Annotated in this window: 24 protein-coding genes; 12 read left to right on the forward strand and 12 right to left on the reverse strand. The window is 36.7% G+C overall.

Annotated elements, in window-relative coordinates:
- The first annotated feature begins 137 nt into the window (after positions 1–137).
- Positions 138–1,730, forward strand: a complete 1,593-nt coding sequence (locus AC1FXP_RS03295) for an ABC-F family ATP-binding cassette domain-containing protein (RefSeq protein WP_480058726.1) — start codon at positions 138–140, stop codon at positions 1,728–1,730.
- A 131-nt stretch (positions 1,731–1,861) separates the two neighbouring features.
- Here AC1FXP_RS03295 and AC1FXP_RS03300 read toward each other — a convergent pair whose 3' ends face one another.
- From AC1FXP_RS03300 to AC1FXP_RS03315, 4 genes are all read right to left on the reverse strand, one after another.
- Complete coding sequence (locus tag AC1FXP_RS03300) at positions 1,862–2,464, reverse strand: DedA family protein (protein WP_480058728.1); 603 nt, start codon at positions 2,462–2,464, stop codon at positions 1,862–1,864.
- Positions 2,465–2,524: 60 nt separating this feature from the next.
- The gene (locus tag AC1FXP_RS03305; protein ID WP_480058730.1) at positions 2,525–2,725 is read right to left on the reverse strand and encodes a DUF6501 family protein; all 201 of its coding nucleotides are present in this window, start codon (positions 2,723–2,725) and stop codon (positions 2,525–2,527) included.
- Between the two features lie 150 nt (positions 2,726–2,875).
- Positions 2,876–4,132, reverse strand: coding sequence for a 2-oxoglutarate dehydrogenase complex dihydrolipoyllysine-residue succinyltransferase (odhB, locus tag AC1FXP_RS03310; protein WP_480058732.1), 1,257 nt, complete (start codon positions 4,130–4,132; stop codon positions 2,876–2,878).
- 14 nt (positions 4,133–4,146) lie between these two features.
- Positions 4,147–6,984 carry a 2-oxoglutarate dehydrogenase E1 component gene (locus AC1FXP_RS03315; RefSeq protein WP_480058734.1) on the reverse strand — a complete coding sequence of 946 codons (2,838 nt, stop codon included), beginning with the start codon at positions 6,982–6,984 and terminating at the stop codon, positions 4,147–4,149.
- A gap of 293 nt (positions 6,985–7,277) precedes the next feature.
- On the opposite strand from AC1FXP_RS03315, the gene AC1FXP_RS03320 reads away from it, so the two are divergent.
- Entirely contained in the window at positions 7,278–7,865 is a 588-nt protein-coding gene (locus AC1FXP_RS03320) for a hypothetical protein (protein ID WP_480058736.1), read from the forward strand.
- 171 nt (positions 7,866–8,036) lie between these two features.
- Here AC1FXP_RS03320 and AC1FXP_RS03325 read toward each other — a convergent pair whose 3' ends face one another.
- From AC1FXP_RS03325 to AC1FXP_RS03335, 3 genes are all read right to left on the reverse strand, one after another.
- Positions 8,037–8,327 (reverse strand): hypothetical protein, encoded by a 291-nt coding sequence (locus AC1FXP_RS03325; RefSeq protein WP_480058738.1) that lies wholly within the window; start codon positions 8,325–8,327, stop codon positions 8,037–8,039.
- A 126-nt stretch (positions 8,328–8,453) separates the two neighbouring features.
- Positions 8,454–9,098, reverse strand: coding sequence for a nitroreductase family protein (locus AC1FXP_RS03330; protein WP_480058740.1), 645 nt, complete (start codon positions 9,096–9,098; stop codon positions 8,454–8,456).
- Positions 9,099–9,169: 71 nt separating this feature from the next.
- The gene (locus tag AC1FXP_RS03335; RefSeq protein WP_480058742.1) at positions 9,170–10,291 is read right to left on the reverse strand and encodes a cysteine desulfurase family protein; all 1,122 of its coding nucleotides are present in this window, start codon (positions 10,289–10,291) and stop codon (positions 9,170–9,172) included.
- Between the two features lie 117 nt (positions 10,292–10,408).
- Between AC1FXP_RS03335 and AC1FXP_RS03340 the strand changes: the two genes are divergently transcribed.
- The 3 genes from AC1FXP_RS03340 (at position 10,409) to AC1FXP_RS03350 (ending at position 12,648) form a co-directional block, all read left to right on the forward strand.
- On the forward strand, positions 10,409–10,645 hold the full coding sequence (locus AC1FXP_RS03340) for a hypothetical protein (RefSeq protein WP_480058744.1): 237 nt from the start codon (positions 10,409–10,411) through the stop codon (positions 10,643–10,645).
- 96 nt (positions 10,646–10,741) lie between these two features.
- Positions 10,742–11,257 carry a manganese efflux pump gene (locus AC1FXP_RS03345; protein ID WP_480058746.1) on the forward strand — a complete coding sequence of 172 codons (516 nt, stop codon included), beginning with the start codon at positions 10,742–10,744 and terminating at the stop codon, positions 11,255–11,257.
- Between the two features lie 107 nt (positions 11,258–11,364).
- A complete protein-coding gene (locus AC1FXP_RS03350) occupies positions 11,365–12,648 on the forward strand; it encodes an ATP-binding protein (RefSeq protein WP_480058748.1) in 1,284 nt (427 codons plus the stop codon).
- Between the two features lie 198 nt (positions 12,649–12,846).
- Here the strand turns inward: AC1FXP_RS03350 and AC1FXP_RS03355 are convergent, their stop codons facing one another.
- The 3 genes from AC1FXP_RS03355 to AC1FXP_RS03365 all read right to left on the reverse strand — a co-directional run bounded on the left by AC1FXP_RS03355 (position 12,847) and on the right by AC1FXP_RS03365 (position 13,597).
- Entirely contained in the window at positions 12,847–13,098 is a 252-nt protein-coding gene (locus tag AC1FXP_RS03355; protein ID WP_480058750.1) for a hypothetical protein, read from the reverse strand.
- Between the two features lie 159 nt (positions 13,099–13,257).
- The gene (locus AC1FXP_RS03360; RefSeq protein ID WP_480058752.1) at positions 13,258–13,422 is read right to left on the reverse strand and encodes a hypothetical protein; all 165 of its coding nucleotides are present in this window, start codon (positions 13,420–13,422) and stop codon (positions 13,258–13,260) included.
- Between the two features lie 13 nt (positions 13,423–13,435).
- On the reverse strand, positions 13,436–13,597 hold the full coding sequence (locus tag AC1FXP_RS03365; RefSeq protein ID WP_480058887.1) for a hypothetical protein: 162 nt from the start codon (positions 13,595–13,597) through the stop codon (positions 13,436–13,438).
- A 253-nt stretch (positions 13,598–13,850) separates the two neighbouring features.
- Between AC1FXP_RS03365 and AC1FXP_RS03370 the strand changes: the two genes are divergently transcribed.
- The 4 genes from AC1FXP_RS03370 to AC1FXP_RS03385 all read left to right on the forward strand — a co-directional run bounded on the left by AC1FXP_RS03370 (position 13,851) and on the right by AC1FXP_RS03385 (position 19,978).
- Positions 13,851–14,951 carry a CotS family spore coat protein gene (locus AC1FXP_RS03370; RefSeq protein WP_480058754.1) on the forward strand — a complete coding sequence of 367 codons (1,101 nt, stop codon included), beginning with the start codon at positions 13,851–13,853 and terminating at the stop codon, positions 14,949–14,951.
- Complete coding sequence (locus AC1FXP_RS03375) at positions 14,948–16,834, forward strand: glycosyltransferase family 4 protein (protein ID WP_480058756.1); 1,887 nt, start codon at positions 14,948–14,950, stop codon at positions 16,832–16,834. The genes AC1FXP_RS03370 and AC1FXP_RS03375 overlap by 4 nt, the downstream gene beginning before the upstream one ends.
- Before the next feature lie 109 nt (positions 16,835–16,943).
- Positions 16,944–18,041, forward strand: coding sequence for a CotS family spore coat protein (locus AC1FXP_RS03380; protein WP_480058758.1), 1,098 nt, complete (start codon positions 16,944–16,946; stop codon positions 18,039–18,041).
- Positions 18,038–19,978 (forward strand): glycosyltransferase family 4 protein, encoded by a 1,941-nt coding sequence (locus AC1FXP_RS03385; RefSeq protein WP_480058760.1) that lies wholly within the window; start codon positions 18,038–18,040, stop codon positions 19,976–19,978. The genes AC1FXP_RS03380 and AC1FXP_RS03385 overlap by 4 nt, the downstream gene beginning before the upstream one ends.
- Before the next feature lie 42 nt (positions 19,979–20,020).
- Here the strand turns inward: AC1FXP_RS03385 and AC1FXP_RS03390 are convergent, their stop codons facing one another.
- Positions 20,021–20,971 carry an NAD-dependent epimerase/dehydratase family protein gene (locus AC1FXP_RS03390; RefSeq protein WP_480058762.1) on the reverse strand — a complete coding sequence of 317 codons (951 nt, stop codon included), beginning with the start codon at positions 20,969–20,971 and terminating at the stop codon, positions 20,021–20,023.
- Positions 20,968–22,248, reverse strand: coding sequence for a UDP-glucose dehydrogenase family protein (locus tag AC1FXP_RS03395; protein WP_480058764.1), 1,281 nt, complete (start codon positions 22,246–22,248; stop codon positions 20,968–20,970). Before AC1FXP_RS03395 ends, AC1FXP_RS03390 begins: the two co-directional genes overlap by 4 nt.
- A 254-nt stretch (positions 22,249–22,502) precedes the next feature.
- Between AC1FXP_RS03395 and AC1FXP_RS03400 the strand changes: the two genes are divergently transcribed.
- The 3 genes from AC1FXP_RS03400 (at position 22,503) to AC1FXP_RS03410 (ending at position 26,040) form a co-directional block, all read left to right on the forward strand.
- Positions 22,503–23,324: a UTP--glucose-1-phosphate uridylyltransferase gene (locus AC1FXP_RS03400; protein ID WP_480058766.1), complete on the forward strand. Its 822-nt coding sequence runs from the start codon at positions 22,503–22,505 to the stop codon at positions 23,322–23,324.
- A 376-nt stretch (positions 23,325–23,700) separates the two neighbouring features.
- Positions 23,701–24,888, forward strand: a complete 1,188-nt coding sequence (locus AC1FXP_RS03405) for a phosphotransferase (RefSeq protein WP_480058768.1) — start codon at positions 23,701–23,703, stop codon at positions 24,886–24,888.
- Positions 24,889–24,963: 75 nt separating this feature from the next.
- Complete coding sequence (locus tag AC1FXP_RS03410; RefSeq protein WP_480058770.1) at positions 24,964–26,040, forward strand: glycosyltransferase; 1,077 nt, start codon at positions 24,964–24,966, stop codon at positions 26,038–26,040.
- Positions 26,041–26,121: the final 81 nt, after the last annotated feature.

Here is a 26,121-nt window from a genome sequence, read left to right on the forward strand (position 1 = left end):
TCGTACCATGATCCAAATCATCGGTCGAGTAAAGACAAAAGTTGGTTTATTTCAAAAAAATCGTTAGAATACTAGCCCCTTGTCCACAATGAATGGTATAATTCATTCGATTATGGACATTGGAGGCATACATATTTATGATTACTGTTACAAATGTTGGATTACAATACGGCGACCGCAAATTATTTGATGAGGTAAATATTAAATTCACACCGGGTAACTGCTACGGATTAATTGGAGCAAATGGTGCTGGGAAATCAACTTTTATTAAAATTCTTTCAGGTGAAATTGAACCTCAGCAAGGTGATGTTCATATGAAACCAGGACAAAGACTTGCTGTGTTAAAGCAAAACCACTTCGAATACGAAGAAGTAGAAGTTTTAACAACAGTTATTATGGGACATGCACGCTTGTATCAAGTCATGCAAGAAAAAGATGCGATTTATATGAAGGAAGAGTTCTCTGATGAAGATGGCATTAAAGCCGCAGAGCTTGAAGGAGAATTTGCTGAAATGAATGGTTGGGAAGCAGAATCTGAAGCTGCCATTCTTCTTAAAGGCCTTGGCATTTCAGAAGAGCTTCATTCAAAGAAGATGGCTGACTTAACAGGTTCTGAAAAAGTAAAGGTACTACTTGCTCAAGCTTTATTCGGGGAACCAGATGTACTTCTTTTAGATGAGCCTACCAACCACTTAGACATTAAAGCGATAGAATGGTTAGAAGAGTTTCTTATTAACTTTGAGAATACGGTTATCGTTGTTTCACATGACCGTCACTTCCTTAACAAAGTGTGTACGCATATTGCTGACTTAGATTTTGGCAAAATCCAAATCTATGTTGGAAACTACGATTTCTGGTATGAATCAAGTCAACTTGCTCAAAGAATGGCACAAGATCAAAATAAGAAAAAAGAAGAAAAAATTAAAGAACTTCAAGGTTTCATTGCCCGCTTTAGTGCAAATGCATCTAAATCAAAGCAAGCAACATCTAGAAAAAAATTGCTTGATAAAATTGAACTTGATGACATTAAACCATCATCACGTAAATACCCATATGTTCATTTTTCCCTCGGACGTGAGATCGGGAATGATGTATTGCGTGTTGAAGGCATTACTAAAACTATTGATGGGGAAAAGGTCCTTAACAATATCAGCTTTACGATGGATAAAGAAGATAAAATTACCCTTGTAGGTGACAATGAAATCGCCAAAACAACTCTTTTCAAAATCTTAACTGGAGAAATGGAACCAGATAGTGGAACGTATAAATGGGGCATCACAACCTCTCAAGCGTACTTCCCGAAAGATAACTCTGCTTATTTTGAAGGAAGTGACTTAAACTTAGTTGATTGGCTACGTCAATACTCACCTGAAGATGACAGTGATACATTTTTACGTGGATTCCTTGGACGTATGCTCTTCTCTGGAGAAGAAGTAAAGAAAAAAGCAAACGTCTTATCTGGAGGAGAAAAAGTTCGCTGTATGTTATCCAAGATGATGCTAAGTGGTGCAAACGTTCTTCTTCTTGATGAACCGACCAACCACTTAGACTTAGAATCCATTACAGCGGTGAACAACGGACTAATTAATTACAAAGGTGCGATGATCTTTACTTCTCATGACCATCAATTTAATGAAACGATTGCAAACCGCGTTATTGAATTAACAGCTGATGGTGTAGTTGATAAGCAAATGACGTTTAATGAATATTTAGAAACAACAAAGAAATAGGGTTTGAAAGGATGGCTATGGGTCATCCTTTTTTCTTATTGAATAGTAGATCATACAAATTGACTCTCATCTAAATGAGCGATTTAATACATGATTAGACAAAAAAACAGCTGCCGCTCTCGCTTTATAAATTAAAGCAAACGGCGCTGTCGCTGTTTTCGTCTTTTTATTACTTGCACAACAATAACAACCGCTAAAAGGGCAAATAATGTATAGATTAAATTTTGGACAAAACTGTTCCAATCTCTGATTGAAGAACCATAATAATAACCAATGAAGAAATAGATTGATAACCATATAAAAGCAGAACTAAAACCAATCATGGCAAAAAGGCGATACGAAATACCTGACATTCCTATACTAAAGGGAACTGCATGACGAATGAAAGGAAAGAAATAACTAAAACTAGCGGCTTTGAGACCATATTGATCTAGCAGCTCTCTTCCTTTTTCAGCACGAGAATACCAGATTGATTGACTTTTTTTATCAAAATTCGAATGTTGGTACACTGCATTCCCTATGACATACAGGATCGTCCCATGTAAAATAATACTACTAAAAATGACAAGAAACGTAGGAACAGGATCTAATAGTTTGGTTGTTGCTAATAAGCCACCACTCATTAATAATACTTCATTTGGTACAGGGAAGAAAAACAAGCCAACTGCTATGATAAAAAACAATGCAATGTAGCCATATTGCTTAATAAAATCAATAAAAATTAATGTATCCATTGAACACCTCCTCCTTGTTTTCTTGTCCCATTAAGAAAAAGAAAGGCAGCAATCGCTGCCTTATCCTTTGAAGTAATCTTTATAATAACCGCCAATTTGCCCAGTATTATCAATTACAAAATAAAACTCGTCTGTTTCGTTCTTTAACTCGTAAGACTTCCCTTTAGTTAATGCACGGTTAACCATATATTTTTTCGCATCTGTATGAACACACTCAATTGTGCGGATCGTTTCTTTATTAGACCATATTTGATGGATCAATGAACTCAACTCTCTTTCAACTATTCTATATGTATGCTTCCATTATACTGACTATCATTAAAAATTGCCAACTTATTTACGTAGCTGTTACGAAACTTTAATATTTACTCAAGTAAAAGAGGCCGACTTAAGTCAGCCTCTTTCTTCTATTTAGCCTTCAAGTAATAGTGATTCAGGATCTTCTAAAAGTTCCTTAACTTTCACAAGGAAGCCTACTGCTTCTTTTCCATCAACAATACGGTGATCGTAAGAAAGAGCAATATACATCATTGGACGATTTTCAAACCGCTCCTTATCAAGAGCTACAGGTCGCCATTGAATTTTATGCATTCCTAAAATTCCAACTTGAGGTGCATTTAAAATTGGTGTTGACATTAGTGATCCGAAAACTCCACCATTTGTAATCGTAAATGTACCACCTTGTAAATCAGCAATAGATAATTTGTTATCACGTGCTTTTTTGCCTAATTCGCCAATTCCTTTTTCAATTCCTGCAAAGCTTAAGCGATCTGCATCACGAAGTACAGGAACAACTAAGCCTTCATCTGTTGATACGGCACAGCCAATATCATAATATTTTTTAATTAAAAGCTCATCGCCTTGAATTTCAGCATTTAGTAATGGGAACTCTTTCAACGCACCTACTACTGCTTTTGTAAAGAAGGACATAAAGCCAAGCTTCACACCATTCTTATCGACAAATGCATCTTTACGGCGATTACGAACATCCATCACTGCTGTCATATCAACTTCATTAAAAGTTGTTAACATTGCTGCTGTTTGCTGTGATTCAACTAAGCGTTTCGCAATCGTTTGACGACGTCGAGTCATTTTTACTCGTTCTACTGGCTTAGCTGGGTCATCAGATGCAACAGGCGCTGCAGGACTCTTTTTAGGTGCCGTAGGAGCTGGTGGAGTAGGTGCAGACTGTGTCGTCTGAGCCTTTGTTCCATAAGATTCCACGTCTTGCTTACGAACACGACCTAATGGGTCACCAGTTGATACAGTACTTAAATCGATTCCTTTCTCACGCGCTAACTTTCTAGCTGCAGGAGATGCAAGCGGTCGGTCAGTAGAAGATGGTGTACTTGCTTCTTCTTTTCCTGCTGGTACCGTTTCTTTTTTCGGGTCTTCTTGAACGGCTTCTGACTTCGTTTCACCTGCAGCACTTCCACTTTCGTCGATAATCGCAATTACTTCCCCAACTTCAACTGTGTCACCAGGCTCTCTCTTAAATTCCTTAATAACACCAGAGTGCTCCGCTACAATTTCGATATTAACTTTATCTGTTTCAAGCTCAGCAATATATTCACCTTGATTAATGTGCTCTCCAACTGCTTTTAACCATTGAGCAATGGTTCCTTCAGTAATCGACTCTGCAAGTTCTGGTACTTTAATCTCAATCACGGAAAAGGCCTCCTCTATTGTTTACGTGTCAAAGACTCTGTTACAATACGTTCTTGCTCTTTTTTATGTGCGACTGGGTCACCTTCTGCCGGACTAGAACGATGCGTTCTACCGATATAACTAACCGCTGTCTCTTCAGGTGTGATGTCACGAATACGAGATTCGATATATGGCCAAGCCCCCATATTTTTTGGTTCTTCTTGCACCCAAACGATTTCTTTTACATTTTTGAAACGCGCCAACAATTCTCTAATTGGCTTTTTCGGGAATGGATACAACTCTTCTACGCGAGCAACGTGCAGCCAATCCCAGTTTTGATCGTTATTCTTCTCGATACGATCAGCTAGATCAATAGCTACCTTACCACTACATAAAATAAGTCGCTCTACTTTTTCTGGTTTTTGACCAAGTCCTACTTGCTCAAATACAGGCTTAAATTCTCCCTCTGTAAACTCAGTATGAGCCGAAGCAACAACTTGATTCCGTAACAAGCTTTTCGGTGTCATAATAATGAGTGGACGAACGGAATCCTTCTCGAGAATTTTCGCCTGTCTTCTCAAAATATGAAAATACTGTGCTGCTGACGTACAGTTAGCAATCGTCCAGTTATTTTCAGCTGCTAGAACTAGGAATCGTTCTACACGCCCACTCGAATGCTCAGGACCTTGACCTTCATATCCATGAGGTAATAAAACAACAAGACCAGATTTTTGCCCCCACTTAGCACGACCTGCTGAAATCCATTGGTCAAACATGACTTGTGCACCGTTGGCAAAATCTCCAAACTGAGCTTCCCATAGAACAAGCGTTTCTGGAGCTTGCACATTATAACCGTACTCAAAGCCGACAACCGCTTGTTCTGAAAGCGGGCTATTGTATACAGCAAATGATGCATTCGCTTTTTCAAACGTCTGTAATGGTGTGTGAACTTCATTTGTTTCACGATCATGTAACACTAAATGACGGTGAGCAAACGTTCCTCGCTCTGAATCTTGCCCTGTTAACCTGATTGGAGTTCCATCATGTAAAATCGTAGCAAACGCTAACGTTTCTGCTAACGCCCAATCGATTTTGGCGTTTTCTTCAAATGCTTGAAGACGACGCTTTAAAATTTTCTCAAGCTTAACATTTGCATTAAAAGTCTCTGGCCAAGCTAACAAGTCTTCATTAATTTCCTTAAGTGTATTATATGGAACACTCGTTTTCACTCTAGGTAAACCATTGACGACATAATCAGGTGGAGACATCTCTTTTGGTTGATTTGATTTGTTGGCAATCACATCATCATATTGAGACTGTAAGTAATCTTGAGTTTCTTTATCTAACTTATCACCATAATCGTTATCAATAACTGACTTCACTGTAAGCTGATTTGCATAAAGTGAACGAACTGTTGGATGCTTACGTATAATATTATATGTTGCCGGTTGTGTCACAGCTGGTTCATCCATTTCATTGTGACCAAAACGGCGATAGCCAATTAAATCGATGAGGAAATCCTTTTTGAAACGCTTGCGATATTGAACAGCTAAATGGATTGCAGCTAAGCAAGCTTCTGGATCATCCGCATTAACGTGGACAATTGGAATTTCGAACCCTTTCGCTGGATCACTGGCATATGTAGTAGAACGCGAATCATATGTCTCAGTTGTAAATCCAATATTGTTATTTGCAATTATATGAAGAGACCCGCCAGTCTGATAGCCATTCAATCGGCTAAGGTTTAACGTTTCTGTAACAATTCCTTGACCAGGAAACGCTGCATCTCCATGGATTAAGACAGAATACGCTTTTGTTACTGATTGTTCAGGGAACCCTTTTGAAGTTCTTACTTCTTGAGCTGCCCTTGCATAACCTTCAACAATTGGGCTAACAAATTCAAGGTGACTCGGGTTATTTGCTAGTGATACAGTAGCTTCAGCTGTATTCTCTTCTCTAATTTGACGATCAGCACCTAGATGGTACTTCACATCTCCTGTCCAACCATTTATTCCTGCTGAAACGCCAGCTGGATCTAAATTTTTACTTGGTGCATATAAGAATTCAGAGAAGATCATCTTGTATGGTTTGCTTAACGTATGAGCTAACACATTCAATCGTCCACGGTGCGCCATTCCAATAAGAACATTTTGCGTTCCTTCATGAACAACTTCGCGAACAGCTTCATCAAGCATTGGTACTAACATATCTAATCCTTCGATTGAGAAGCGCTTTGCACCAACGAACGTACGATGTACAAACTTTTCAAAACCTTCTACTTGCGTTAACCTAGTCAAAAGATTAAGACGTTGCTGCTTTGTTAAGTTTGGTACATACATACCAGACTCAACCATTTTAATTAACCACTCTCTCTCATCCATATCATGAACATGGTTAAATTCAAATGCAGTTGTTTTTGTATAAACATCTTTTAAGTAATTAATTGCATCCAACCCATTTTTCACATGTGCGGGTGAATGCTCACAGATCATATCCACAGGTACTTGCTTTAAGAATTCTTCAGTTAAATTATAATGACTCAATTCTAAAATCTGAGGGTATTCTGATTGTTTGAAAATAGGATTAATGTCTGAAACTAAATGCCCTTTTCTTCGAATCATATCCGCTAACTTAACTGCATTGACAAAATTCCTAACCATATTAGGTGAGGCAGCAGAAACATCTGGGGTAGCACTTGGTTTACTTTCAATTTCTGAAGGTGGTGGACCCCAAACATCAAATAATTCTCGCAAATCTTCTTCTACAGCTTCTGGATTTTTGGAATATTCTTCGTAAAGCTCAATTGCTACGCCAAGATTCGGACCATGAAACCCTTGCCATGGTTCTTCCGCTTTGTGCCCCTTGCTTGACATAAGATGATTACCTCCTAGTTTAACTTCAAGTTAAATCTATGAATTTTTATAATTGTAACGCTTTCATTACCATTTTAACATAATTGTCACATTTGTTAAAGAATATATCTACTTATTCATAGATTTATTTCATTCACTCATTTGACAATGAACGTTACAATATAGAAAGTAGAAATTAAATGTACTCTACACTAAAAAGTGTAAATCTTTTTTTATAGAAAATCTAGTTTTTCCATAAAAAAAGGAAATTTTTTCACTTTTTTATTTAGTATTCAAAAAAGGGAATGAAATTAATGATTCAGTTCGACAAAAACAACAAACAAATCCTATCTTCTGCATGCTTACAATGTGAGGATGAATTTTTTCAACCACCTAATAACAACATTCCAAAAGTAGGATGTTGTTCTTATAGTCCAACATTTTACTTACTTGAAATTGCTAATATGGTGAACAAAGACGAAGTCTTTTTTCTTGATCATGTATTACGACATCCAAAAGCTTATACCTCTCCATTTCATATAACAGTTCAAGCACAAGTTCATCCTGACTATGCACACATTACAAATAAAGAGTCGCTCTCAAAATTAGCAGCAGATGACTTACGGCATGCTTATTCGGTTTGTCAATTTTTCAAAAATGAAAAAGGGTGTTCTCTTGACCCTTCATTTAAAAACTCCGTTTGTCGTTCCTTTATTTGCCTTTCAATTGAAGCTCACTTAAACAAGAAGGAAAAAGAGTCGCTTCAATCTTGGACACATATAATTAAACATGAAGAATCTCTTTTTCAACGTACGCATGAAGTAGCGTTAAAGAAATTGGGTGTGGACTTGCAGTCAGATCCCTCCGCAGTAGTCCACTATTTAAAAACTTTACAAAATTAGAAGGGGGTGTCTCAAAAGGTTTGTTTTTTGACCTTTTGAGACACCCCCGAAGCAATGAGCGTAGCCGCTACATCTTTTAAAAGCCTTGAGAGGAGTGGGTTTTTCCTCTCAAGGCGCGTAGCGAACGGAGCCATTGCCTCCGCTGTTTCGGACTTTTTGGACAACCTCTCCTTATTTGGATTGATTATTTCGATGCGCTTGAAACCACTCTGAAATTTGATTCTTTTCATTCTCTGTAAATTGAAAGAATGGAGAATCACAACCTTCTTCTCGTAAAATAATTTGTAAAATGTCATTTGACTGTCCTACAATAACAAGTGCTTCTGGCTCCTGTAATTCTTCAGGAATGTTTCCTTTAAATGAAACAATATAATGTTTCCATTGTTGAACATTATATGAGTCGATTATTTGTAAATTAGTAAAAGTACATTCTGTATACTTTTCAAACGTCAAATCAATCATATGTTTACTCACTTTCTAGTTTATTGATATCGTGCTCATTAATTAAGAAACATTTCTCCATTTTGTTAGTAACTGCAAAGTGGCTAGTTTCCTTTTTTAGACTAGCCACCTTACAAACAATTATTTTTAGAATGAATTGAACGTAACTACCTTGTCCAAAGTTTTTCTTGAGGAAGGATACGCTTCTTTTGCTGCTTTCCCAACAGTTATTAGCATAATAGGTGTAAAACGATCAGGTATATCAAATTTATCGACAAATTCCTGTTGTTTAAAACCACCGATTGGGCAAGTATCATAGCCCTTTGATTTTGCTGCAAGCATAAACTGCATTGCTGCTAAAGACGCATTCAGAAATGCCGCATCTCGAGCAAAGCTGCCCCCTCTTTGATAAGCTCCATTAATCTGACCAACGAGTGTATTTTTTATTTCTTCAGACATAAGCCCTTGTTCTACAGCTTCTTGATAGACGCCTTCAGCTTCTTTGTTTGCTTCTAAATCTCCTAAAACGGCCACTACAGCAGATGCATCTGCAATTTGCTGTTGATGATAAGCAATGGGGAGTAGCTCCTCTTGCTTTTTTTGATCTTCGATAACTAAGAACCGCCAATGTTGTAAGTTCCAAGCAGATGGTGCAGTAGTTGCTACTGTAAGCATCTCCTCAAGCTCTGTTTTTGTGATCTTATAACCAGGCTCGTAATGCTTTACGGAATGACGTTCTTCCATTATATTATACAAACCATGTTTTTCTTGTTGACTTAAGCTTATTGACATGATGTGACTCTCCTTTTACTCTTATACCTTTTATCGTTTCGAAGAAATACGTTTTCTGTAAAATAAATTGCTTAACTTAATCGATTTTGAAGTAACCTAACCGTCTCTTCTAACTCTTGCTTTGTCGTATTCCTGCCAAGACTAAAGCGGATTGTTCCCTTTCCATCCTCTGGATTTACACCCATCGCTTTTAAAACTGGTGATAATGTCACCTCACCTGAATGACAAGCTGATCCTGTTGAAGCAGCAACCTCAGGAACAGCATCCAAAATTTCCTGACCGAGCCTATTTTCAAAGCTTACATTAACTGTGTTTGGCAAACATTCAACCGGGTGGCCATTCACACGAATTTGATTAGGGAACGCTTGCTTAAGCAATGAAAGGAAATATTCTTTAAGCTTAAGGAAATCTGTCCCCTCCTCTAAATAACGACTTGCACTTTCACTGGCAGCTCCTAATCCTGCAAGTAAGAGAACATTTTCTGTACCTGCCCTCCTGCCGTTTTCATGACCTGCACCATGAATATATGGATCAAGCTTCACACCCTTACGTATATAAAGTGCGCCTACACCTTTTGGAGCATACAATTTATGTCCAGCTATTGATAAAAAGTCAACATGTAGCTGTTCCACATTGACAGAAACTTTCCCTATAGATTGTGCTGCATCTGTATGGAAGAGAATCCCTCTTTCACGGGCAATTTCCCCAATTTGCTCAATTGGTTGTAACGTCCCAACTTCATTATTCGCATGCATAACTGTAATAAGAATCGTATCTGGACGAATGGCCTTTTCAATCTCTTTTACAGAAACTTGTCCAAATTGATCTACACCCACATACGTGACCTCTGCTCCAAATTTCTCAAGATATCGTAATGGCTCATGTACAGCCGGGTGTTCAATTGTTGTCGTAATCATATGCCTTCCCTTACTTTGGTGCTTTTCAAAGACATTCTTTATCACGTGATTATTCGATTCGCTCCCACCGCTAGTAAAGATAATCTCTTCCTTGTGAGCTCCAATTAGGCTTGCTACTTGTCCCCTTGCCTTTTCAACTACTTTTTTTGCTTCCACTGCAGCAAAATGATTAGTAGATGGATTTCCATAGTGCTCGCTTAAGAATGGTGTCATCGCCTCAACCACTTCTGGAATAAGGGGGGTACTAGCATTGTAATCTAAATAAATTTGTTTCATTTGTTATGCATCCTCCACTTTCTTTTCATATACATAGTGTATCAGCTCGAGGTAGATCATGCATAACTATTCGTTTTCGAAACACCCTAAAAAAAACTCAAATAGGAGTTGATTCGTGTGGAGATGAAATTAGAGCCAAACGAAAGCAAGGATCCATGTTACGTTACTGTTGAACCCAAAGATGGCATCTTTAAGCTACAGACTTTTGATACAAGTGACCGTACCTTTCAAAGTGGCCATGAACTCCTTGCTTGGGTAAAGAAAAACTGGGAACCGATCCAGTTTCAAAACCCTTCTGAATATCAACAACTTCTACACGCAGTTGCTCGAGAATTGCAAAATGGCTACAAATAGCCAGTTTTCAACTTTTTTCACTTACTTTTTCCACACGCTTCTAAACAAGACAGGCTTGCATATATTTACTTGAACGACTTTCATTGGGGTGAGTATATGCTTGCTTTTATTTTGCTTCTTCTTCTCTCCATGCTTGTTAGCATTGACGCCTTCGCAATCGGATTTCTATTTGGACTAAAGAAAATCCGTATCCCTTTAATTATCGTGGCAATGATTGCCTTTTTTTCAGCTTTTGTCGTATTCTTTTCCATGAGCATTGGGCGTTTTATCGGTGATTTAGTTCCTACTTCTATTATTCAAACCTTGGCAGGAATACTTCTAATTGGAATAGCAGTCTTTAATCTTATCTATGAAATACCTCTTTATCGACGTTCATATTTCGTTATGATCGCATTATTAATGAATGTTGATAGTTTCGGATACGGGATTCAAGCCGGATTATCGGATCGTTCATTTTGGTTTGCACCAATGGCAGGAATTATAATCTTTGCCGCATTTATTATAGGGGTCATCCATGGTCACGAAATCAAAAGTCGATTTATTATTCGATATATGGCCTATATTCCGAGCATTCTTTTCCTTTTGCTAGGTATAAGCAAGCTACTTTTTTAATAGTTGGAAAGAGAAGTACTTTTCTCTTTCATAAGATTAGTTAGACAATTCTCTCACTACCTATTACTATTAATAAAAAGGCTTAAATGGAAAGGAATATTTTTCGTATGTCTTCACGAGATTTTGAATTAACCTCAAACTTACGTCTATCTTCAGGTTGCCATATACTATACAGTTATAGTCAATTAGATGCATACGTAAATAATGCTGTCAGTTTTATTCAAGAAGGTCTGGATAAGGACCAACAAGTCGTATTTTTCGATTCAAAGGAACATATGAATAAATTGATTCCTTTGTTAAAAGCAAAGCAGCATTCTGATCAAATTCTTTTTTTGAATGCAGATGACTACTATTTTTTTCAAGAAAATATTGAGCACACCTTTTGGAACTACCGACAGTATATTAAGCCTTTCTTGCAATCTAGAAAACCTATACGAATATGGGGAAATGTTAATAGTAAATACGATGTTCAAGCTGATCTACTTAAAGTGTATGAATGCACTTGTAACGAATTCGTAGAAGAGAATAGTAACACATTAATGGTTTGTGCTTATGATGGGAATAAATTATCCGCTACCCTGCTTGAAGATATGTTATATTACCATGAATACTTTATGACCGATACATCGTTAGTACCTTCTAATCTCTATAATGGAGATCAAAAATCGGTTGCCTTCCCTTCTATCTATGAACAAATCAAACGTGAGAAAAAGACAGAAGATTTGATGATTCGTTCAGAAAAACTATCAATGGCTGGGCAATTTGCAGCTGGTATTGCTCATGAAATACGAAATCCATTAACGTCAATCAAAGGGTTTTTTCAGCTTATTAAAGAATCTACTAACAAAGAAATATATTACAAGATTATCGAGGAAGAACTAGATAAAATTGAACAAGTTTCCAATGAAATGCTTATTTTAGCCAAACCTCATTCAGACTTGCGGCATCCACATGAAATTCTGACGCTTATAAATGATGTGAAAATGTTATTAGAAACTCAAGCTATTTTAAAAAACATTTCCATTATTACTGAATTCAAAACGAATAACTTATGTATTTATTGTGAGGACACCAAAATTAAGCAAGTTTTAATTAATTTAATTAAAAATGCAATTGAAGTAATGAATCAAGGTACAATCTCGATTACAGCAGAAAAAACAAACTCTCATGCGATTCTTTCCGTAAAGGACGAAGGCCCTGGAATTTCTAAAGAAAACTTAAAGAAATTAGGAGAGCCTTTTTACACAACGAAACCAAAAGGAACTGGTCTTGGCTTGTTAGTCTGTCAGAAGATCATTGAATCACATGAGGGCTCACTAACAGTTGAAAGTCAAGAAGGAATCGGGACAACATTTACCATTGAATTGCCCTTACTTGCACCGAATTGTTAAAAAACAGAGCAATCGACAGATGACAGAATATTTTGTCTGTTTTTATCAATTCTTGCGCTTGCCTCGGAAATAAGCAACGTTATTACCTTTTTAAAACACAAAATCAAGTGGAAGCCCTTTGAGGCTTTCACTTGATTTTTGTTGTAAATTCTATATTTCATATTATGGTTTAACTGCTGATTGAATTAATTTAACTTTTTATCTTACAATTCCTCGGCTATGTTGTTTTGCAACAGAAATCTCAAAATAACTATCATCATCCTCATAAATTCGATCAATAATGATTAATACATCCTCAAAGGCTACGGAATGATTGTTAGTATGATTTTCATTCATAAAATGGATCATCTTTTCTATTTCAGCGTTAATTTTATGATTAAGGTCTTCCTCACTAGTTTTTTTGCTTCTTATGCTGTCATTAAAATCCATCGGATATTTAGGGATATTCATAGACCTTACCTTCTTCCATACTAAATTTACTATAATCATAATGGTTTAGATAGGAGGAATCAAGAATTGAAATATATAGTACTACTTGCTACTGGAATAGAAAAAGAACCTATCTAATTAACTTAGACAGATTCAATAGGTATTTATGTAATTTTACCTTTATACAGAAGTATTAGAATTAACTCTTATATTATCACTTGGAATCGCTAATTCTACAGGCTCACTATTCACCCTAATATTATCACTAGGTATTGATAGACTGCTTAACGAACCGCCAACAAGTAAAATTGATACAACAATCATACCCAATACTAATTTTTTCATAATATCACCTCCTTTAAGAAATCTTTATTAACTCTTTTAAAGGCAGTTGCCTATAATACTGATCTCCAGCCCTTTCGAAATAAAACATTGATTCCTCAAATAAAGCTGGCTCCTTTGTAATCAGTCCTCTATAGTACCTATCAAAAGCTTTTCTATAATCATTATCAATTTTTATTTCAACCTCATACTTGAGTCAATTAAGGTCTGAAAAATTAATAATCTTCTTTAAAAATTCAGAACTTATTTATTATTCAATTAACATTTTTTTCCCTTTTTAAATGAATGGTCTAGTAATTTATTCTACTAATGCTCTACCTTTATTTTCCACAAAAATCATGCTTTTTCTACATAGTTAGGTGCTTATCTATACCTATTCTTATTTTATGAATATTGTACTAATGACATTATTTGAAACTGGAGGGATTATCATGTCAGAACAACTTATCGTGCCTTGGGATATAGATGGTACTCTTGAAGATGATTTTTTTGTACCACAATATATTTGGGATATGTCTGAGGTTGTCTTAACTCATTACGACCTGAAAGTAAGTAATCTTGAAGTTATCACAACAAAAGCGGACAAAGGGGGCCTTATTTGGAAAATGGATACAGATAAAGGCCCATTTAGCTTAAAAATTTTACACCGCCGTCCTGGAAGAAGTCGTTTTAGTCTTGGAGCACAAGAGTATTTAGTGAAGGAAAAAGGTGCTAGAGTACCTCCCTTGTACAAAACAAAATCAGGAGAAAATTATGTTGAAATGGGCGGAAAGCTTTGGTTTGTGGCTGAATGGGTCGAACCTCTTTACCCAGTTGGCAATGACTTAGAAGGAGCGAAATTACTCTGCCATGCGTTAGGAGAATTTCACCGCCTATCAAAAGGCTATGTACCTCCAAAAGGATCTGAAAACCCTTCGCGGCTCCATCGTTGGCCTAAATCATATGAAAAGACAATTAAGAAGATGGATTGGTTCCGAAATATTGCCAACGTGTATCCAGAGATGACAGCTAGTAAAGCAATTTTAGCCCATGTTGATATGTTTGAAGAACAAGCAAAAAAAGCCTATGAACAATTACAACAATCATCATATTATGAGTTAGCTGCACGTGGTAATACGGCTTGGGGATTAGTCCACCAAGATTATGGTTGGTCAAATGGACAAATGGGACCGAATGGGATGTGGATTATCGACTTAGACGGTGTCGCGTATGACTTGCCAATAAGGGATTTACGAAAGCTTATTACTGGGCAAATGGATGATATGGGGTATTGGGATGTTAATTGGATGAAAGGTATGATTGAAGCCTACCACGAAGCAAATCCAATTGAAGATGCACTATATGAAATACTTCTCATAGACATGTCTCTACCAAATGAATTTTACAAAAATGTTAAGGAAATGGTATATGAGCCTACCGTTTTTCTAGACGCTGAAATTGAGACTCTTTGTAATACAATTGCCGAAACAGACAAATCAAAGTGGCCAGCAATTGAAGAACTAAGGGAGTGGAAAGGAGTTACGTCAATATGAAGATATTAATGATCTGTACAGAAAAGTTGCCTGTACCTGCAGTTAAAGGCGGGGCGATTCAAACGTATATTGACGGTGTATCCTCAAGTTTAAGTGAAAAGCATGAACTTACAATTCTCGGTTCTTCTGACCCTTCATTGCCAATGGATGAGAAAGTAAACAATGTTCGCTATGTACGAACTCCTGGAGGCTTACTTGAGGATTATCGAGATGGTGTAAAACAATTTTTACAAAGCGAACCAGACTCTTTTGATCTAATCCATATATTTAATAGACCAAGATTAGTCCTTGCCGTTCGCGAATGTGCACCAAACGCTCGTATTGTGTTAAGTATGCATAATGATATGTTTAAAAGGGAAAAGATTGAACCAGACGAAGCTGCAGCTGCTATAGAACAACTCGATAAGATTATTACGATTAGTAATTATATTGGTACAGCAATTACCGATTTATTTCCTCAAGCAGCCCCAAAACTTAAGACCATTTACTCAGGGGTTGATATTAATCGATTTGCTCCTCCTCATTCAAAAGATGCTCGAGACATGCGGCAAGAAATTAGAAAAGAGCACAATCTTGAAGGAAAAAAGGTTATCTTATTTGCCGGAAGACTCTCAAAAAATAAAGGAGCAGATATCCTTGTTCAAGCGATGCCAGAGGTGGTAAAAAAACATCCTGATACAGCCCTTGTTATCGTTGGAAGTAAATGGTTTAGTGTGAATGAGGTCAGTGACTACGTTGCCTATGTACGTGCGCTCGCTTCCCGGCTTCCTATTCCAGTTGTGAATACAGGATTTGTAGCTCCTAGTGAAATTCAAAAATGGTTTGCAGCTGCCGATGTATTTGTTTGCCCTTCTCAATGGGAAGAACCCCTAGCTAGAGTACATTATGAAGCGATGGCGTCTGGACTCCCTGTCATTACAACCAAACGTGGCGGAAATCCGGAAGTAATTACACCAAATAAAAATGGCTTTGTTGTTGAACAACCTGAGGATCCGAAAGCTTTCGCAGACCTCATCATTCCACTTCTCTCAGACTCTAAACTTTCAGAAAAGCTTGGGCGGAACGGCAGAAAATTAGTTGAAGAAAAGTTTACATGGGATCGAGTAATAGCCGATATTGCCGATGTCTGGGATGAAATTAAATATAGGCTAGAAAATAATATTCCTGTAACTACGGAGGAACAGAGCGAGAGTAACGATGTCGAGACTCTAGAAGACCTCTCTTCTGTAGATCAACACGTTACCGATTTCGAGGAGGAAACGGTCTCTGAAAGCACCTCCCCTCTTGAAAAGAGCTCTAATGAAGATCATCACTTACAAGTAACAGATGAAGAAAATACTTCCGAAAACGAAACCACTCTTGAAGAAAGTACTGCTACAGAAGTCTCTTCTGACAACAATTCACTTGAAGAAGCTGATAAAAAGTCTAATCTCGAAGAAAATCTAGAACAAGAGCTTGATTTAACAGATTACAATGATGAAAACACTACTATACAAGATGTACTTGACTTAGTAAACAACATAGCCAAAGAACAATTTTCAGATGATAGGTCTTACAACAACATGCTATCTCCATTACTCGATCCAAAAACATTATCAGAGAAGTTTAATAAAAGAAGAAAAATATCAAGTCGCCCTAACCTTAGATCCAAGCTAGTAACAAAGCGAAATGCTGCTCAGTTAACGTTTTTTAATAATCATGAACAACAACCAAGCAAAAAATTAGTAAACAATGATCACTTTAGCCAAATTATTGATCTACTTCATAACAACTCGTTAGCTCATTCTAAGGAAAATCCTAAGGAATTTATCGATCATATAAACGAGCTAACAACAGCTAAATTGTTAAATAAATTGAACACAAAAAGAAGGAATAAAGGATAAGATTATAGTTCATTATCCCTCCTTTCTTTTATTTAAATTAGGTGATTATCTATACGAATTTTCTATAGATGAATACCTTACTAATGACAAAGGAAATGGAGGGAAAAAAATGTCCGAAAAACTCATCACACCTTGGGATGTAGACGGTACATTAAATGATGACTCCTATGTACCTTCCTATATTGAAGAAATGGCATATAAAGTGTTGAAGCATTACGACCTCACTGTAAGCAACCTTGACGTTATTGCAACCAAAGCCGATAAAGGGGGGCTTATTTGGAAGATAGAAACAAATCGTGGACCATTTAGTTTGAAGGTCTTACATCGGCGCCCAACAAGAAGTTTGTTTAGTCTTGGCGCACAGGCTTATTTAGTTGAAGAAAAGAAAGCTAGAGTACCGCCTATTTTTAAGACAAAAACTGGTGCCGACTATGTTGAAATGGGCGGAAAGCTTTGGTTTATAGCCGAATGGATCGACCTCACTGAAGCCTCGGAAGATTTAGAAGGAGCAAAATTACTTTGCGCTGGCCTCGGAGATTTCCACCGCCTTTCAAAAGGATATGAACCTCCTTATGGATCAGAAAAACCATCACGACTTTATCGTTGGCCTAGGAAATATGAAAAGATGATTAAGAAAATGGCATGGTTTCGGGATATAACAACTTCATATCCAGAAATGCCAGCTAGTTCAACCATTCTTTCTGTGTTAGATATGTTTGAAAATCAAGCAAAAAAAGCATTAGATCAATTAGAAAGCTCCAATTATGATCAGTTAGTAAAAAGAGGTAATGAAGAATGGGGATTGGTCCATCAAGATTATGGTTGGGCAAATGGACAGCTTGGACCTGGCGGAGTTTGGCTAATTGACTTAGACGGTGTAGCGTATGACCTTCCGATAAGGGATTTACGCAAGTTGATTACAAATCAGATGGAAGAGCTAGGAGTTTGGGACTTAAAATGGATAAAAGGAATGATTGAAGCATATCATGAAACAAATCCAATTGATAAAGATCTTTATAATATTCTTTGGATCGACATGTGTCTACCAAATGAGTTCTATTTACAAGTAAAAGACATGGTCTATGACCCTACCGTTTTTCTGGATGAAGAAGTAAATTCTGTCGTAAAGAATATTATTAAACTCGATCAATCAAAATGGCCTGTACTAGAAGAGCTGAAAGAATGGAAAGGAGCATTTACGGAATGAAGATACTATTAATCTGTACTGAAAAGCTTCCGGTTCCAGCTGTTAGGGGGGGAGCAATCCAAACCTATATCGATGGCGTCTCTTCTCATTTAAAAAATAAACACGACCTAACCATCTTAGGAACAACTGATTCTTCCCTTCCTGAAGATGAAACAGTTAACAACATTCGCTATGTTAGAAAACCTGGTGGACTCATGGAAATATACCGTGAAGGAGTCAAACAATTTCTTACAGAAAACACGTTCGATGTGATTCATATCTTTAATAGACCGAGACTTGTCCTCCCAGTAAGAGAGGCCGCCCCGCATGCTAGAATTATATTGAGTATGCATAATGATATGTTTAAGCCAGAAAAAATAGATCAAGAAGAAGCTGCTGAAGTAGTTGAAGAACTAGATAAGATTATTACAGTAAGTGATTATATCGGACGCACCATTTCAGACCGTTTTCCAAAAGCAACAAACAAATTAAAAACGATCTATTCTGGGGTTGACATCTCGCGCTTCGCTCCACCAAAATCAGATCAAGCAAAAAAAATGCGCCAAATGATTCGGAAAGAACACAATCTCGAAAACAAAAAAGTGATTCTATTCGCAGGTAGATTATCTCCAAATAAAGGTGTGGATGTTCTAATTCGGGCAATGCCTGAAGTAGCTAAAAAACACCCAGATGCAGCCCTAGTTATCGTTGGAAGTAAATGGTTTAGTGTGAATGAAGTATCGGACTATATCGGCTACGTCCGTGCTCTCGCAGCACGTTTGCCTATTCCAGTCATAAATACTGGATTTGTCCACCCTACTAATATTCAAGAATGGTTTGCAGCTTCAGATGTTTTTGTGTGTACATCTCAATGGCAAGAGCCTCTAGCGCGTGTACATTATGAGGCTATGGCTTCAGGTCTACCTATTATTACGACCAATAGAGGTGGAAATGCAGAAGTAATCAACCAAAATGAAAATGGGTTTGTTATCGACCAACCTGAGCAACCTAAACCATTTGCAGAACACCTCAATACTTTGCTTTCTAGTCCTTCTCTTTGTGAAAAGCTAGGGTCTAATGGTAGAAAGTTAGCTGAAAAACAGTACACATGGGATCGAGTGATTAATGAAATTCAGAGTGTTTGGGTTGAGGTTGAAAATAGAATCAAACAAGGGATTGCAGTTAAAGAAGTTGATCAAGTCGAACGAAGAACAGAAGCGAACTTTGTTGATCCATCCCAATTAGATGGAGTGATCGAGGACTTGAATAAGACAGTAGCTTCTAATGACGAGGGTTCTTTCGAGGATGTTTCAGCTACGTTCTCCTCTCAAGAAGAAACTACTCCGATTGAGGACGTCATTGATGACCTAAATGAGCAAGTCGCTTCTGATGACGAAGATTCTTTCCAGGAGGATTTAGTTCCATTTTCCTCTAACGAAAAGACTAATTCGATTAAGGATGTCATTGAAGATCTAAATGAGCAAGTCGCTTCCGATGACGAAGATTCTTTCCAGGAGGGTTTAGTTCCGTTTTCCTCTAATGAAAAGGCTAATCCGATTGAGGACGTCATTGATGACTTAAATGAGCAAGTTGCTTCGGATGGCAAGGATTCTTCAGATTCAAAAGTTATTGAACTCCCGGAGAAGCCTTTATTGAGAAAGAAAAGACTGCAGAAGCTATTCTTATCCGAACTGCCGAAACAAGAAGATTTGTTAGATATTCTATTATCAAAGGTTCAACAAAAAACCGAATTTGTTGATGATAATGATGCAGAACATGATAGAGATGCCGTGAATGCCGTCATGACCGATATCTACAGCCTTCTCAAGTCTCAACATTCTCCAAAAGAGAAGAAGAACGAATTAATTGAAACAGTAAATGACATTACTACAGCAAAACTATTTCAAAAATTAGCATTTAAAAAACAAAGTATCCAAAGGCGAAGAAGAAGCTTATAGAACCCCAAAAAAGTCAGCTAACAAAAAGCTGACTTTTTGTATTCAACTATTTGGATATATTCCTTTAATATAATTAATCTCTTCTTCTAACCCTGTCTTCAAATCAAATTTAGGCCTATATTCTAACAACTGTTCTGCTTTTTTTATATCCGCCCACGTATGCTTTGGTTCTCCGATTGCAGCTTCAACGAAATGAATGGTTGCTTTTTTATTTAATAACTTTTCCAATTCGTTAATAATATCCAATACCGATGCTCTCTCTTTTCCACCGATATTAATCGTTTCTCCTATGACTCCTTTTGCGTGTAAAACAGATGCAGTTGCAATGGCGCAATCTCTGATATAGGTAAAATCGCGAGTTTGTTTGCCATCTCCATAGATGGTAATCGGTTTTCCCATCATAATATTTGTAATAAATCTATGAAAGGCCATATCACTTCTTTGCCTTGGACCATAGACAGTGAAGTACCTTAAGATTACTGTAGGCACGCCAAAACTTTCACGGTAGACATGACATAGATATTCGCCTGTTAATTTAGTGATTCCATATGGGGACATTGGTTTTAAGGTTGCGTCTTCTGACACCTTCCCTATCTTTTCACCATACACAGAAGACGTTGAAGAATATATAAATTTTTTTAAAGGAAAATGCTTGCTTGCTTCAAGCAGTCTTTGTGTTACATCTATATTATTCGTTACATAGCTTTGGAAATCTGGACCCCAGCTGGAACGAACTCCAGGCATCCCAGCTAAATGAAAAACATAATCCACACCAGTAAGATATGATCTCCAATTTACTTTTAAAAGATCTTCTTCATAAAAAGTAAAGCGTGGGTGATTTATTAACGACTTTAGATTTTGTCTAGTAATGTTTTCTGGAGTGGGGCCGATAAATGAATCGATACCAATCACCTTAACATTTTGATCCTCAAGTAACCTTTCGACTAGATTGGACCCAATAAAGCCTGCTGCACCAGTTACTAGTATATTCATGATCTAGCAACCCCCAGATACATTAATCCATTTTTTCTCAGGGTGTATGGCTGTAGACAATTTCGACAATCTAATACCTTGTCACCACTCATTTGTTCACTTACTTTCTTCCAATCTGCATTAATAAATTGCTTCCATTCAGTTGCAATAATTAAAATATCCGTATCTTTAATTGAGTCATACATATCCTTGTATGTGATCGTGTTGTGAATATTCGGAGATACGATCGGATCATATAAATGAACTTGAGAGCCTTCCTTTACAAGACGTTCGACTAATTTAAGTGCTTGAGAATGTCTTAGATCATCTGTGTTTGGCTTAAATGTTGCACCCCATACAGTGATTTTTTTATTTTGGTAATTAGGAATTACTTTTTTAAGTTTAGCCAGGTAATGATCTATGATACTATCGTTTACTGTCTGGGCAGCTTGTAAGAGATGCGGGGTAATATTTTTCTTTAACGACTGGTGTTCTAAAGAGGACAAGTCTTTTGGTAAACATGAGCCCCCATAGCCTAAGCCAGCTTGCAAGAAGTGATGTCCTATTCTTGGGTCCATACCTATCCCTAGTGCTACATCTGTAATGTCTACTCCATAAACATCTCCAATTTTCGCAAGTTCGTTTATAAATGAAATTTTCACTGCTAAAAAAGCATTCGAAGCATATTTAATCATTTCAGCCCCATTTAGACTAGTCACAATATACGGGGCATCGATAAAGTGATACAGTTTTTGTAATGTTTGTACAGCCCTATATTCTTTAACTCCTACAACAATTTTATCTGGGTAAAGCATATCATGGATAGCTGTACCTTCACGAAGAAATTCAGGGTTAGAAACGACATCAAAGTGTTCCTTTACTACACCCTCCTCAATTAATTTCTGCTCCAAAGCTTCATTTGTCCCTAGAGGTACAGTACTTTTCGTAATAACGACTTTATACGTATTAATTAAAGGGGCTAGCTCGTTTATAACACCTTCAAAAAACCGAAGGTCCGTTCTCCCTTCATCGTCTTGTGGAGTTCCAACTGCAATAAAAATCATATCGCTCTTTTTTACAGCTGTTGCTAAATCTGTCGTAAATATTAAATTACCTATCTTTGTATTTTCCACAAGCATCTCTTCTAGCCCTGGTTCATATATAGGAACCTCACCTCTTCTTAGCATTTCTACTCTGTCTTTTTGCTTATCAACACAATAAACACGATGTCCATAATTTGCCAATACAGTAGAGGTTGTCAAACCTACATATCCTGCCCCGATCACACATACATTCATAACGTCGACTCCTCTATAACAATAATTAAATAAATCTTATATATATTATTGAAATAGAACCTTAATAGTGATTTAGTTAAAAAAAAATAAACATTAGTCTATAACATCATAATTTCAGTATCAGATTTCGGACAGACGATCCCAACGCTATAAACCTAAATTTTTGTGTACAGAATGATAATTCCGTAGGACAACTTCCTTTTCCTTGCTTGACCGAATAATATGAAAAAGTAATAAAGTAAGGGGGGAATGAAATGAAAGTTAAGAAGGCTATTATTCCAGCAGCAGGATATGGTACAAGAAGCCTCCCAATTACAAAAGTGGTTCCAAAAGAAATGTTCCCTATCGATGGTAAACCAGCGATTCATTATATTGTTGAAGAAGCTATTTCTTCAGGTATCGAGGAAATCTTAATCATTGTTTCAAGAAACAAAAATATGATCATAGATTATTTTGACAGATCTCTTGAACTTGAAACTTTTTTAGAAAGAAACAATAAAAGTCATTTAATTAAATCGATCGCCGTTCCAGATGTCCATATTCAATTCGTTCGTCAACCTGTCGCAAGAGGGCTTGGTGATGCTATTCGGTTAGGGAAACCATTTATTAACGATGAACCCTTCGCTGTTCTTCTACCTGATGATCTATTCATCGACGAAAAACCAGTTATTGGACAATTAATTAATGCCTATCATGAAGTTCAGTCAAATGTTATTGGGGTAACAGAGGTTCATAAGGATTTATTAAAAAATTATGGAGTGATTAGCGGAACACCTTTTAAAGAGCAATTAATTGAAATCAACGACCTTGTTGAAAAACCGCAAACGTCTCCACCATCCAATTTAGCTATTATCGGCCGCTACGTACTAGACCCTGCCATTTTTTCGTACTTGTCTAAAGTGAAACTAGGAAGCGGCGGAGAAATACAATTAACTGATGCTTTAAAAGAGATGCTGCAATTAAGCAAATGTTATGGCCATAAGATAAAAGGAGAACGTTACGATATTGGTACGAAAGAAGGATATATTGAATTGCTTACAAGTATCCATAATTTAAATGATAAGAAAGTTGAATAAGTTACCAATAAAGGGGCTGTCCCAAAAGGCCGAAACAGACGTGGCAATGGCTCCGTTCGCTACGCGCCTTGAGAGGAGAACCCCACTCCTCTAAAGGCTTTTAAAAGATGTAGCGACTCCGCTCATTGCTTCGGGGGTGTCTCAAAAGGTCAAAAACAGACCTTTTGAGACACCCCCTTTATTTTCTTCCTTATCTCCGAAAGCAATAATTACCCATTCAAAAACCTTCAAAAATCCAGTCAGCTCTCACCTATTTTTTCAATTTCTTTTAAGGAACTAGTAAACAGTACAAGCAAAGATTCATCTTCAAGCATTTATTAATAGTGGCAAAAATTGCGCATCAAACCCACAGTCATCAAAAAGGAGGAGAAAAGGGTTGGCAAAAGATAAAGGTATTAAAATAAATGACATCCTTTCAGAGTATAACTTATCAAGAAACGTCTCTATTTTTGGAGAACCTAAAAAAGATAAAGTTTGGTTTGTGGAAAATCATAAAACAAAACAAAAACATGTACTAAAACGTATGAAATCAAAAAAAACACTATTTCCAATTCGTCTACAGCAAACCCTTTCTGAAAAGGGATTACAAATCCCAAAAGTGATCAGCACAAGGAATGGAAAGCTGTATGTTGAATTAGAGCAAGATTTCTTTTATTTATCTGAATACATTGGAAAAGCATCCAAACTAACACAGTTGCAAAGAATTGAAACACTTGCAAACTTTCATCAATTTGCAAGGACAGATAGCTTAAGGGATATGATTGACAAAGTTCGTTATCCTCTCTCTTCAGAAGATTTCTTAAAGAATTATTCCGACAAGATTAGAGACTATCAACATTGGTTATCAACCACTAAATCGAAAAAATTAAAGTCTATACTAACAAAATTGATTACGATTGCTAACGATACTTACAATCGCTTAAAAGGACTTGATTTAGATCGATATTTAACGGATGTCTCAAATCGTAACAGTATTTGCCACGGCGATTTCAACTCTCAAAATACGTATTTAAGTGAAGATGGTCACTATATCTTAATTGATTTAGACAGAGCTTATTATGGACCACCAATAGAGGACTTTCGGTTTTTAATGATGTCTCTTACAAGAAAACCAAATTCCCCGCCAGAACCTAAATTAAAGAGACTACTTCGTTATTATTTTCAAATTAATAAAGAGGATGATAAATATAAAGAAATATATGGCGTAGATATGATGTTTCCTCATGAATTTCACAGACATATCCTCAGACAATTTGAAAAACAAATGATAACTAAAATAGACGATATTATGGATGAGCTCATTTTGCTTGCAGAAAGAGAAGTTATAAAATATCAGTACCTAAAGGATAATACCGACCTATTTATGAAAAAAGAAAACCGCTCTATTGAACCTATTGCTTCGACAAAAAATAAACATGTTGCTATCTCAAATAAGTCAATCTTATTATTTAATAATGATGTAAACAAAGAGTTAATATCGTCAGCATTCAAAAATTTCAAACGCAAAAATAAACTTGAATTAAGAAATTTAATGCGAAAAATACTTCAGTCAAATCTAGGATAAAGAAGAGAGAGTTCCTTTTTTAAAAGTTTCTCAATATTGAAAAAATAGCATCTATATTATAGGAAGGGATCAAAAATGAAAACAATTGGCCATTTTTTAATGGAAGATATCAAACCGAATCAGCGGTTTATTTATAATCAAATTACACAATTACAAAATTATAATTCGATCGTTATTGGGCTTTTTCCCCAAAGTCCAGATGCTGCATTCCAATTTACTAATTATTATAATCTTCATGACATACCTAATCTCCGTCAATTCTTTAATGATCATAATATCATTGCCATCCATGCTCATCATGGCCGCCATGCAATTGAAATTTTGCCAATATGCGTAAGACATAACGTTCCCTTAATCGTAAGTATGAGGGGGCGTGATGCCTCGGCAAAAGGAATAGCTCTGCAATCAAATATAGAACGTTACTCTTTTCTAGCAAAGAAAGGAGCACTATTTTTACCTGTTTGCCAATATTTAGCTGACCAAATGTTGGAATTAGGATTTTCCAAAGATAAAATTCAAGTACTATATGGTGGAATCGAATTAGGGATGTTCCCTTTTATTAAGAGACAGTATCCTAGCGATGATCAACTACGAATAGTATCCATAGCTAGACTGGTAGAAAAAAAAGGGTTTCTCACACTGTTAAAAGCGTTTAAGAAAGTGAATAAATCACACCCAAATACACAATTAATCATTATCGGTACAGGTCAGGATGAACAACGTATCAGATTGCTTATTAGGAAAGAAAATTTAGAGCATGCTATTTTGTTAAAAGGATTCATGACCCCTGAAGAGATTGTCGAAGAACTAAAACAGACGCATTTATTTTGCCTAGCTAGTGAAACAGCCGAAGATGGCGATGTTGAGGGGATCCCAAATGCTTTAAAAGAAGCGATGGCTAGTGGCCTCCCTGTTATCTCCACAAAGCACGCAGGAATTCCAGAGTTAGTTCAACATATGGAAAGTGGCTTTTTAGTAAGTGAAAAAAAACCAAAGCAGCTAGCAGCTGGTATGCAATATATGATTGATCACCCTGAAATTTGGACTAACTTTGCTCAGCAAGCGAGAATGGTCATTGAAGAAAGATTCGATTTAGAAAAACAGATTATAGAGCAAGAGCGGTTGTATTCACTTATCGAAAACAGGGATTAATAGTCAGCATGCTCATCACCAAAGTTTGTACATTAAAGAAGAGTTATCCCAAAAAGATTTTTGACCTTTGGGATAACCCTT

It is taken from the genome of Halalkalibacter sp. HAAS-P013 (genome assembly GCF_056619925.1).